Source organism: Mycobacterium sp. E735 (genome assembly GCF_001666955.1).
Taxonomy (GTDB): domain Bacteria; phylum Actinomycetota; class Actinomycetes; order Mycobacteriales; family Mycobacteriaceae; genus Mycobacterium.
Genome location: NZ_LZIX01000133.1, coordinates 35172 through 46262, shown reverse-complemented (window position 1 = coordinate 46262; position 11091 = coordinate 35172). Strand labels below are relative to the sequence as shown.

Annotated in this window: 11 protein-coding genes; 3 read left to right on the top strand and 8 right to left on the bottom strand. The window is 66.9% G+C overall.

Annotation, left to right across the window (positions count from 1 at the left end):
• Positions 1-235 precede the first annotated feature (235 nt).
• The 8 genes from A5704_RS10685 to A5704_RS10655 form a co-directional block, all read right to left on the bottom strand.
• On the bottom strand, positions 236-799 hold the full coding sequence (locus tag A5704_RS10685) for an amidohydrolase family protein (protein ID WP_197508471.1): 564 nt from the start codon (positions 797-799) through the stop codon (positions 236-238).
• A gap of 145 nt (positions 800-944) precedes the next feature.
• Entirely contained in the window at positions 945-1634 is a 690-nt protein-coding gene (locus tag A5704_RS10680; RefSeq protein ID WP_067784112.1) for a TetR/AcrR family transcriptional regulator, read from the bottom strand.
• 116 nt (positions 1635-1750) lie between these two features.
• Positions 1751-2188, bottom strand: a complete 438-nt coding sequence (locus A5704_RS10675) for a nuclear transport factor 2 family protein (protein ID WP_067784110.1) — start codon at positions 2186-2188, stop codon at positions 1751-1753.
• On the bottom strand, positions 2185-3408 hold the full coding sequence (locus A5704_RS10670) for a CaiB/BaiF CoA-transferase family protein (protein WP_067747501.1): 1224 nt from the start codon (positions 3406-3408) through the stop codon (positions 2185-2187). Before A5704_RS10670 ends, A5704_RS10675 begins: the two co-directional genes overlap by 4 nt.
• Positions 3409-3433: 25 nt before the next feature.
• On the bottom strand, positions 3434-5029 hold the full coding sequence (locus A5704_RS10665; protein WP_067888943.1) for a GMC family oxidoreductase: 1596 nt from the start codon (positions 5027-5029) through the stop codon (positions 3434-3436).
• Between the two features lie 240 nt (positions 5030-5269).
• Positions 5270-5503 (bottom strand): hypothetical protein, encoded by a 234-nt coding sequence (locus A5704_RS10660; RefSeq protein WP_067747497.1) that lies wholly within the window; start codon positions 5501-5503, stop codon positions 5270-5272.
• Positions 5504-5549: 46 nt separating this feature from the next.
• Entirely contained in the window at positions 5550-5690 is a 141-nt protein-coding gene (locus tag A5704_RS28320; protein WP_156669853.1) for a hypothetical protein, read from the bottom strand.
• Between the two features lie 84 nt (positions 5691-5774).
• Complete coding sequence (locus A5704_RS10655; RefSeq protein WP_067747495.1) at positions 5775-7250, bottom strand: DUF4185 domain-containing protein; 1476 nt, start codon at positions 7248-7250, stop codon at positions 5775-5777.
• 394 nt (positions 7251-7644) lie between these two features.
• Between A5704_RS10655 and A5704_RS10650 the strand changes: the two genes are divergently transcribed.
• The 3 genes from A5704_RS10650 (at position 7645) to A5704_RS10640 (ending at position 11091) form a co-directional block, all read left to right on the top strand.
• Positions 7645-7866, top strand: coding sequence for a hypothetical protein (locus tag A5704_RS10650; RefSeq protein WP_067784105.1), 222 nt, complete (start codon positions 7645-7647; stop codon positions 7864-7866).
• A 329-nt stretch (positions 7867-8195) separates the two neighbouring features.
• A complete protein-coding gene (locus A5704_RS10645; protein WP_082954827.1) occupies positions 8196-9608 on the top strand; it encodes an MFS transporter in 1413 nt (470 codons plus the stop codon).
• Between the two features lie 256 nt (positions 9609-9864).
• Positions 9865-11091 carry an acetyl-CoA acetyltransferase gene (locus A5704_RS10640; protein ID WP_067888940.1) on the top strand — a complete coding sequence of 409 codons (1227 nt, stop codon included), beginning with the start codon at positions 9865-9867 and terminating at the stop codon, positions 11089-11091.

The window sequence follows — 11091 nt, the reverse complement described above, 5'->3', positions numbered from 1 at the left end:
TTGTGCCGATGTGGGATCCGGAATTGTGCGCGGCCGAGGTGCGGCGTCTGGCCGGCAAAGGCTGCAAGGCCATCAGCTTCCTCGAGGCGCCGCACGCTTTCGGCTTCCCCAGCTTTCACAGCGAGCACTGGGACCCGATGCTGACCGCGATGTCGGAGACGGGCAGCGTGCTGTGCATGCACATCGGGGCCAGTGGCGGCCTGATCACGCTGGCGCCTGACGCTCCGATCGACCATCACATCATCCTGCCCACCCAGCTCACGCTGATGGCCTTGCAGCCTTTGCCGGCCAGACGCCGCACCTCGGCCGCGCACAATTCCGGATCCCACATCGGCACAATGCCGATCGGGATGAACCGGCCCAGATGCGATCCGCACCACTCGTCGACGTGCCAGTCGTTGTAGGCCTTCAGCATGATCAGCGCGAGGTCCTTGTCCGCCGCCTCGCAGAACGTTCGCGCGTTGAACCCCGCCATGGTCGGGAAGTTCATCGACGCGAGGACGCCCCCGGCGTCCATGTCGCGCACCCGCAGGTTGACGTCGTAGCAGGCGGGCCGAATCTCGGAGAACACGCCGGGGTTGAAGCCCCATTCCTCTTTGGGCCACGTGACCACCGCGCACATGCCGAACGGCGTCGAGGTCTCGATGCCCTGAAATACCCAGCGATCAATGCCCTCCGGGCTGCGCTCGACCTTTGGCGCCTGGTCCGCCCACTTCTGGGGGACATGACCTTTGAACATATCCGGCGGTTCGATCACGTGGTCATCGATGCTCACCAAGATCATGTCGTCAAGATTCACCGCAAACTCTCCTCGCAGTCCGATTCGGTGTATCCGCTAGAGAAGAACACCGTTCTCATGCGAGGCTAGCCGACGCCGCAGCCTCAGGCAATGCTTGCGATACCCAGTGCAGATCTTGTCCGGGTGCGCGCCTTTCGCGCCCCGGTCAGGGCCGGGTAAAGGCGGTTTCCAAGAAGGTCCAGAACTGGTCGAACGCGACGTTCTCGCCCACATAGAAGCCGAGCACGCGCGCCTGCAGCATCTCCATCGTCGTGTGCAGCAAGATCGACGCGATCGTCGAATCATCCAGCGGCGGGCTGCGCATACCGGCGTCACGGCACGCGGCAAGTAGCTCGGTCAGCGCTCGGTGCTGGGGCTGCAGCAAGGCCGACAGCTCGGCCGGACGGGTTTCGCTGAGCCGCTGATGAAAGCTGACCAACGAGCGCTGCAACAGTGGCGGGGCCGGATCGGACGCCAACCACTCGGCTTGCATGAAGGCCCGAAGGCGATCCAGCGGGTCGGTGCCCGCTTCGGCGACCGCGGCCAGCTGCCGCTCGAGGCCGCCGAGCGTGGCTTCCTCGTAGATGGCCAGGAAAAGGTCGTCGGTACCGCTGAACGATTGGTAGAAAGACCGCAGTGACATGCCGGATCGTTCGACGACCTTTCGGACGGAGAGATTTTCCGCGCCTCCCTCACTGAGCAATTCCAGCGCGATGTGCAGGAACCGGTCGCTGCGCGCCTGAGCCCGTTTGCGCACATCCTCGGTCGCCCGCTCCGTCGAGCGCACCCGCCAGCGCGACTCCGGCCGTGGCGCCGACGTCAACCAGGCCGACACGTCGGTTCCCGATTTGCTCACACACCACAGCGTAGCGAGCCGGCGTTTCCATTAGCCGATAACGTTGGCCTCGGCCAACGGATACACGCAGTGCTCATGATGAGAACATGTAGTGACTTCGATGACGCACGGGGCCGTCAGGTGCGTTGTTCGGCTGTTGCCGCCGGCCTGGCAAGGGTCTGCACGCGGCGATCGGTGAAGCGCCACACCCCGTCGGATCCGCGGGCCAATCTATCCAGGTAGCGCCCCGCCAGGGCGATGACCGTCGCACCTTCCTGACCGCTTCGGTCCAGCATGGCCCAACCACTCACAGCGCTCGCACGGTCGCCGTCGACGGTGATGACGGGATTGACGACAGCATGCAGGGTGCCAGGGCGGTCGGTGGGCCGCAGAACCGCCCACAGCGCCGCCAGCTCGGCGCGGCCCCGGTAGGTCCGTCCCATCGCGGCGAACGAACAACTCTCGTCGAACAATTCGAGCAGTTCATCGGTCGCGCCGCTGTCGAGTAACGCGCAGTAGCGCTCGATCACCCCGCGGATACGCAGCTCGTCGACCAACGCGTCGGCGGCGGTCACGCGACGACGCCCTTGACCTTTAGGTCGATGATGTCGTCCCAGTCCATGCCGAGGTCGTCGGTCAAAATCGCGTCCCCGTGTTCATTGAAATCGGGCGCGCGTCGCGTCGGTGCCGACTCCTCGTCGAACTGGACGGGCGTGGCCACCAGCGGGTGCTTCTCACCCGAGGCGGCCTCGGCCTGAACCACATACCCGTTGGCGATGACCTGTGGGTCGGCGGTCACCTCGATAGAGTCCTGCACCGGCGCCCACTGGCCACGGAAGTCGCCGAGGCGTTGCTTCCATTCGGCCAGCGGCGCAGAGGCGAACCGCTCGGCGAGGATCGACCTCGCGACGGGGCTGTTCGCGGCGAAGCTTGCGACATCGGCGAACCGCTCGTCATCGACCAATTCGGCCAGGCCCATCACCCGACAAGTCTCGGGCCAGTAGTGGAATCCCTGCAGGCACGCCAATTGCAACCAGTGCCCGTCCGACGTCTGGTAGGTGGCCACCAGCGGGTTGCCCACATCTGTGCCGACCGGGAACTGGCCCCACGGATGGTTCAACTCGTGCGACAACGCGATGGCGGCCCCCATCGCCCACATTCCGGTGGCGAGAAGCGACACGTCGACAACCGGCGGCTGGCCCGTGCGCTCGCGATGCAGCAGTGCCGCCGAGATGCCGCCCGCGATGGTCATCGCGCCGATCGAGTCGCCGTACGCGGGCGCGGGTTGGCCCGGAATCGCCTCGAATTCAACGGGTTTGGCCCCGTAGGCGACCCCGGCGCGGCACCAGTATCCCAACACGTCATATCCCCCGCGATCGGCGTCCGGGCCGCGCGAGCCGAACCCTGATCCACGGACGTAAACGATGTTGGGATTGGCGGCCCGGATGTCGTCGACGTCGATGCGCAGCTTGGAACGCACCGCGGGCAGCTTGTTGGTCAGGAAGACGTCGCACGTCGCCGCCAACTTGTAGAGGATGTCGACGCCTTCGGGCGTGCTCAAATCCAAACCGATGCTTCGCTTTCCGCGATTGGAGTGTTGCAGCAGCGGATGCCATGCACCACCGTCGAGGCCCAGGTTGCCGGTCGACATGATGCCGCGCATCGCGTCGCCGCGCTCGGCGGGTTCCACCTTGATCACGTCCGCGCCCCAGTCGGACAGGATCGCCGAAGCCGCGGGAACGAAGGTGTGCTCGGCGACCTCGAGGACGCGGATCCCTTGCATCACAGCGGTCATGGCAACTGTCCTAACTGTCGATCGGTCATCGGTCCTCGAGGATCATTTCGGCGGCCCGCCAGGCCATCGCCATGATGGGGCCGTTGAGATTGCCGGCCACCATCGTCGGCAGGATGGACACGTCGACGACGCGCAGCCCGGGCACCCCACGCACACGCAGGCGGGCGTCCAACGGGTCGGATTCCGCCGGGCCCATCGCGCACGCCCCGGACGCGTGATACCCGGCGCCGCCGTAGAGGAGTCCCGCCCGCAGGATGCTGTCGTCGTCGTCGACCGCGGGCCCGGGTTCGATCTCGGAAAAGATCATGTCGGCCACGGGATGCTGCTCGACGATGTCCCGCATGCGCCGGAACATTGCCACCGATACCCTTTTGTCGTAATCGGTTTCGAGGTATGCGACCTCGACGCGCGGCGGCTGACTGGGGTCGGCCGATCGAATCCGCACCGAGCCCTGACTGGTCGGCCGCAGAACGAAGCCCAGGAGGGATAGGCCCGCCCGGCCTTCGATGCCCCCGTCAACGGGCCCGACACCCAACGAGAAGGGTGTCATGAGCACTTGCGCGTCGGGCCGTTCGCTGGCCGGGTCGGCGCGGATGAAAGTGAGCATGTCGTAGGCGGCGGTGCCGATCGGCCCCTTGCGGGTGGTCAGATAGCGCAGCCCCGCGCGCGCCTGGCCAACGGGGGTGGACAGAAACCGGTTGTAGCCCTTGTTGTCTTTGAGCCGCATCTGCAGCGGTATGCACCGGTGCTCGCGCAATCCCTCGCCGATTCGCGGGCTGTCCACCCTGACGTCGACGCCGGCCGCGGTCAATACGTCTTTCGGCCCAATCCCCGACAGTTGCAACAGCTTCGGAGTTGCCAAACTCCCGCACGAGACGATCACCTCGCGGGAGGCCCGGAACTCCTGCTTGCCCTTGGCCGAACTCACCTCCACACCCACGGCGCGATCGGATTCGAAGACGATTCGTTGGGCGATTGCGCCGGTCAGCACCGTGAGGTTGGGCCGCTTCATGGCGGGGTGCAGAAAAGCCCTCGCGGAGTTGACTCGTTTACCCTTCCGCATCGTGGCCGCGGTGTACCCGGTGCGCTCCTCGTCGGAGGCGTTGATGTCCTCGACCCGCTTGATGCCCAGAGTGGTCGCGGCATCCATCAGCGCCTCGGAGACCTCGTCGTGGGTGTTGATAACGCTTACACCGAGGGGGCCGCCGGCGCCGCGGACCGCGGAGGGGCCCAGACTGTGATCCTCGATAGTCCGGAAGACGCGCAGCATCTGGTCCCAACCCCAGCCGGGATTGCCGCGGGCGACGATATCGTCGTAGTCGGCCGCCTGCCCCCTGTTGTAGACCAGCCCATTGATCGAACTCGACCCGCCGAGTAGCTTGCCCCTGACCCAATGCTCCTGCTGTCGGTGCGGCCCAAACGGTTCCACGTCGTATTCCCACACGTAGCGCGGGTTTTTCATCAAGAACGCGAAGCCCTTGGGCATTGACACCAAGGGGTTGCGGTCGGTGCCGCCAGCCTCGAGGAGCAAGACTTTGTTGCCGGGGTCAACACTGAGCCGATCTGCCAATACGCACCCCGCAGACCCGCCGCCCACCACGACGTAGTCGAACTCGCTCACCGTCAGCCCTTCCGAGTCGGCGTACTCGCTGCAGGAGAACAGCGTTCTCAGCAGAGTAGCCTCGGCGGTTCAGCGACGGAAGTACCTCAGCGAATCCCTAGCGTCGAGGCGGCGCTGCGCGCGCCTGACGATTGAGATGATCGGCAGCAATTCTCGAACCCGGTGGCATCGTCACGGGGCGAGCTCGTTGCGTGTTGGTGTAGTCGGTCTGGGAACCGGCAAGCCGTTCGGCCGCAAGGCCTACGGTCGAATGCCGTATCCCTCGCCGTCGTCGGCCAGGTAAGTGACGTCGTACCACCGCCTCGGCGGCCGGACGGTGGCGTCGTACTCCTCGGTCGGGGTCGCCCGCTCCAGCCGGACGTCCGTCAACTGCGGATTGTTCGCGCGGACATAGTCTTCCAGCTCAGCGAGCAACGCGTCGCCGGTCAGACTCGTCTCCGCGAGCGCCCTCGCTTCGCGCTTCGCCCAACTCACGCGTCTATATTGCCCCGGCCCTTGCGGCCGGCCGCGACGCGCTCGGCTATGTGGCCATCCGCCCGTCGAGCAGGATGCCAAGGCGAACGGCGCCGTCTCTGCGGTGCACACCCTCGATGCGCACCTCGATGTCTGGCCGCCGTGGCTTGCCGGCGGTCGACGTGGCCGGGTTCTCGAAGGTGATCATCGCCGATCTCCTCTCTCGCTGGGCCCCCGCTTTCTTCAGGGTGCGCCTGCTTTGCCGACTATTCGGGGTGCGACACGGTCACGATTAGGGCAAGACGGTGTGCATCAGCATCACGTCGTATGCCGACCACAGCGACAGGTTGAAGTAGAGGTCCCGGCCCGACGACCAGGGGTGGATCATCGGCGCATAGATGCCGCCGGGCATCGAGAACGACGACACGAGCGGTTGCTCGGGGCTCCACGGTCCCTGCGGGGCGGGCGCGGTCCGCGCCACCACGTCGTTGCTGCCGCCGTTGGTGTAGAGCACCAGGTACTGCTTCAGGTAGCTGTTGTACTGGGCCGACATCTCGCCCACCGGCCCGGGGAAGATCGGCGTCGCCGCGCCCGGGTTGTTGGGGACCCAGCGGCCGCCCTCGTCGCCGTTCCAGTACTGATATTTGGTGAGGTCGGGCAATTGGCCCGGTGGCACTCGCGACAGGAATGCGGCGCCGCCGCGCCCCGAAGGGGTTCCGAACTGGTAGAGGTAACCGTCGTTGCCCTTCATGAACGCACCCATTTGGAAGTTCTCATTGCCGGGGGTGAACCCGGCTCCCGGGATGGCGTCCGCGGAGGCCGTCCGGATCGAAGTCGGGAAGATTCCCCAATTCTGGCCATTGTCATTGGACCTGGCGATCGCCGAGTAGTTCGTGGACCATTCGCCGTCGCGGCCCCACTGCCGGATGGACATGTAGCTCATGTACTGCGTCCGGCCGATCGAGATGCCGGCGGTCGGGATGATTCCCGTCTCGTGCGCGGCCTTGTGGATCGTGTTGACGACCTGCTTGGACAGGCTTGTCGTCCACACCGGTGACCCGGAGTACCGATCGTTGGGGAGGCCGTCCGCGATGTGGATGCCGTGCGACAGGTCATGGTCCGAGCTGCGGAACAACGTGTTGTAGCGCCACTGCTGACCCTTGACTTTGCAGTAGCCGAAGGTGTCCCCGAACGCCATCAGAACCTGGCGATTCATGGGATCGCCGTTGTCCCAGGCGATCCCGAGGTCGGTACCCGAGATGCTGAAACGCTGCAGGGTCTTGTTCGGGCCGTCGGGCCCGGTCACCCAGTCGACGAGCGACGTGGGCGCGCCCGCGATCGAGGGCGGCGGTGGCGCCGGCTGCGGCTGCGGGACCGGGGCGGCGTTGGGCTGCAGCTGACCGGCGTTCGGTGGCTGCGGCAGACCGGGTACGGGCGGATTGGGCCCGGGCGGGAGGACCTCGGCCTGGGGTCTCATCGGGGCGACCTGGCGACCCGGAGTCGTCGGTTTGAGGAACTGGGAGATCAGCGGGCCCAGCCTGGGCAGGGGTGCCTGGTCATTCGTGTGCGTCGGCCGGCGTCCGGTCGGCGGCTGGACGACCGGCTGGGGTGCGGGCATCGCCGGCGGCGCGACGGGCGGCTCCACGTTCGCTTCCGGTGCGCCACACGGGGTGGCAAAAGCCATCGGCGCGGGCCCGACCACGAAGACGAGTCCGACTGCGGCCGCCGACGCCATCGAGAGCGACACACTTCGAAGAATCGCCGACATGTAACACCTTTCGAGCGGCGGGACACCGCATTGACGTCCGCAGTTGGCTCATGTGACGATAGTGATTAGAGCGGTTGTTGTGACTAGTGATGCGACGATAGGTATCCATCCGTGACCGTGTCGCAACGCGGCCGATCGCACGGGAATTGCGCGTATCGAGCGATTAGCTCGCGCACCTCCTGGGCTAACGCCATCACCCTGCGAGCCGGCTGCCGTTTTCCGCAGTAGACCGCTCGGAACTTCCCGTAATCCATGGCGGTCGAGCGACGTTCTCGCCTTGTTTGCAGGTGTTGCCGACGCCGATTTCGGTGTTATTCTTCCGTGACATGTTGATCCGTATAACGGGTTTAAGTGATTCGCTATGCGGATCTTGTCTTCGAGCAGGGAGGTCCTGATGAAAGACCAGCGCAACGCACTGCTGACGATCGCCGGCGTTTCCGTCGCCGCGGCGGCTTGGCTGGGCCACGGCGCCGGTCCCGCCATGACCGCGGCACCGGCGGGCACCGAAACCCAGGCGCCCACCACCACGCCCACCCCGCTCACGACCCTGGCGCCGCCGTCGACTCTCTCCGCGCCGCCGGCCCCGTCGGCGCCACCGGCACCGCCGCTTCCGTAACGATCGTCGGCGATGCGAGTGGCTTCGCGCCGCTCAACCGAGCGCGTGCCCGCCCGCCTCTGAGCGTCAATCCGGTCGCGACGTCCGGCCACCCCAACTTTGTCGCTGTGCGGCGGGCACTCCCGCCTGTGCCCGTTTCGTCGTGATTACGGGACCCGTGAGCCGGACGGCCGCGACGGGCGCACGGGCGGGAGACCGTGCGTCGAGCGTGCTCGCCAGGTACGCTCCGATCCGCCAGCACACCCGCCGTCGCCGCGGTCTAGCAGTAACGCCGGTCTCGGCAAACTCGGTCGGCGCCCCGGGTGGGCGGCCCGCCGAGGAGGGCGACCATGAGTGACCGTAATGGCCTGCGTGGCAAGCTATTCGAAAGCCAGGCGTATCTGCGCCGCGTGGTCGCCGCATCCATGGTCGGCACGGTCGTCGAATGGTACGAGTTCTTCCTCTACGGCACCGCCGCAACCCTGGTCTTCAGCAAGGTGTTCTTTCCCCGCGGCGGCAACGAACTCGACGCGATCCTCGCCGCCTTCGTGACCTACGCCGTCGGCTTCGCCGCCCGCCCGCTCGGTGGGATCGTCTTCGGTCAGCTCGGCGACCGGTACGGCCGCAAGAGGCTGCTGCAGCTCAGCCTGTTGTTGGTCGGTGTCTCCACGTTCGCGATGGGGTGCCTGCCCAGCTTCGCCCAGATCGGGTACTGGGCCCCGGCGCTGCTCGTGGTGCTGCGGTTCGCACAGGGCTTCGCCGTCGGCGGCGAGTGGGGCGGGGCGGTCCTGCTGGTCGCCGAGCACAGCCCGACGTCCAGTCGCGGCTTCTGGGCCAGCTGGCCGCAGGCCGGCGTGCCGGGCGGAAACATGCTGGCCACCGTCGTGCTGCTGATTCTCACCTCGACGCTGTCGGACCGGGCATTCCTGAGCTGGGGCTGGCGCGTCGGCTTCTGGCTGTCCGCGATCGTCGTGCTGATCGGCTATTACATCCGCACCAAGGTGACCGACGCGCCGATCTTCTACGAGGCGCAACGGCAGCTGGAGCGGGTCAGTACCGCCCGCGTCGGCGTGGTCGAGGTGTTAAAGCGTTACCCACGTGGCGTTTTCACCGCCATGGGCATGCGGCTCGGCGAGAACACGATGTACTACCTCGTCGTCACCTTCTCGATCACCTATCTGAAAGTCCACGTGCACGCCGACACCAAGACCATCCTGTGGTGGCTGCTGGTGGCGCACGCGGTCCACTTCGTCGTCATCCCGCTGGCCGGACGACTCAGTGACCGATTTGGCAGGCGCCCAATCTATTTCATCGGTGCGATCAGCGCGTGCACCTGGGGCTTCTTCGCGTTCCCGATGATGAACAGCGGCCGTAACGCCGTCATCTTGTCGGCGATCGTCCTCGGCCTGGTGATTCACGGCCTCATGTATGCGGTCCAGCCCGCGGCCATGGCCGAGATGTTTCCCACCCGGATGCGCTATTCGGGGGTGTCGCTCGGCTACCAGGTCACCTCGATCGTGGCCGGTTCGCTGGCACCGATCATCGCGGTGCGCTTACTCCAGACGTACAAATCCGCGGTGCCGATCTCCTGGTATTTGGCGGCGACCGCCGCGGTGAGCGCCGTGGCCGTCGTCACCGCCGTCGAGACGAGGGGCATAGACCTGGCGGCAATCGACCTGGCCGACGCCCGCAAACACGGCGGCATCACGGCAGGTCAGCCGGACGGACCGGACCCCACCGAGCTCGTCCCCGGGGCCGTCTGAGCCGCGGGTGGGCGCGGCACCCAAGCGGTGGCCCCCCATCGAACAGGCCAGGAGGTTGACTTCACATGTTTGTCGTCCGCGGTACGGGGCAATGTTCCATGAGAGGCGCACGCGTCGGCCGGCCTTCGCGTTCGCCTAGGTCCCGTCGGTTCAGCCCGAGAGCCGACGGGGCCGCCCCATCTTCGGGCACCCCGTTCACCCCGCCCCCTCGCGGACAGACCTCAACGCCGAGGCGATCCAGGAGTACCGTGCGCGTATGGATGGCTCGACGGACGTGTGGATCCTGGGCGGCTGGCAAACCGACTTCGCCCGCAACCTGAACAAGGAGGGCCGCGACTTCGCCGCCCTGACCGCCGAGGTCGTCGAGGGCACGCTCGCCGCCGCCAAAGTGAACGCCGCCGACATCGAAGTGGTGCACGTCGCGAACGCGTTCGGCGAAATGTTCGCCGCCCAAGGCCACCTCGGCGCGATGCCGGCCACGGTCTGCGCCGACCTCTGGGACACCCCCGCGTCCCGGCACGAAGCGGCGTGCGCGTCGGGCAGCATCGCGGCGTTGTCGGCGATGGCGGATCTGCGGTCGGGCGCCTACGACACCGCCCTGGTGCTCGGCGTCGAGCTCGAGAAAACCGTGCCCGGCGACACCGCGGCCCAGCATCTGGGGGCCGCCGCCTGGACGGGTCACGAGGGGGCCGGCGCCCGCTACCTGTGGCCGTCGATGTTCGCTCAGGTCGCCGACGAATACGACCGCCGCTACGGCCTGGACGACGCGCACCTGCGGGCGATCGCGCAGCTCAACTTCGCGAACGCGCGGCGCAACCCGAACGCACAGACGCGCGGGTGGACGGTCCCCGACCCCATCACCGACGACGACACCACCAACCCGATCACCGAGGGCCGGCTGCGGCGCTTCGACTGCAGCCAAATGACCGATGGCGGCGCGGGATTGGTTCTGGTCGGCGACGCCTATCTGCGCGCCCATCCCGATGCGCGGCCCATCGGCCGCATCGACGGCTGGGGACACCGCACGGTGGGACTGGGTCTGCGGCAAAAGCTCGACCGGGCCGCCGACGACCCCTACGTGCTCCCGCACGTGCGGGCCGCCGTGCAAGACGCGCTGCGGCGCGCGCGGCTGGCCCTCGACGACCTCGACGGGTACGAGGTGCACGACTGCTTCACACCCAGCGAGTACCTGGCGATCGACCACATCGGCCTGACCGGCCCGGGCGAGTCGTGGAAAGCGATCGAGAACGGCGAGATCGAGATCGGCGGCCGGCTGCCGATCAACCCGAGCGGCGGTCTGATCGGTGGTGGCCACCCGGTCGGGGCGTCGGGCGTGCGCATGCTGCTCGACGCGGCCAAACAGGTCAGCGGCGCGGCCGGCGAGTACCAGGTCGACGGGGCAAAGACCTTCGGCACCCTCAATTTCGGCGGCAGCACCGCCACCACGGTGAGTTTCGTTGTCAGCACGGCAGCAGGTGTGTGA

Coding starts and splice junctions, on each gene's coding strand:
- A5704_RS10640 (WP_067888940.1), top strand. CDS start 9,865: ATGGATGGCTCGACGGACGTGTGGATCCTGGGCGGCTGGCAAACCGAC.
- A5704_RS10670 (WP_067747501.1), bottom strand. CDS start 3,408: ATGACCGCTGTGATGCAAGGGATCCGCGTCCTCGAGGTCGCCGAGCAC.
- A5704_RS10645 (WP_082954827.1), top strand. CDS start 8,196: ATGAGTGACCGTAATGGCCTGCGTGGCAAGCTATTCGAAAGCCAGGCG.
- A5704_RS10655 (WP_067747495.1), bottom strand. CDS start 7,250: ATGTCGGCGATTCTTCGAAGTGTGTCGCTCTCGATGGCGTCGGCGGCC.
- A5704_RS28320 (WP_156669853.1), bottom strand. CDS start 5,690: ATGATCACCTTCGAGAACCCGGCCACGTCGACCGCCGGCAAGCCACGG.
- A5704_RS10650 (WP_067784105.1), top strand. CDS start 7,645: ATGAAAGACCAGCGCAACGCACTGCTGACGATCGCCGGCGTTTCCGTC.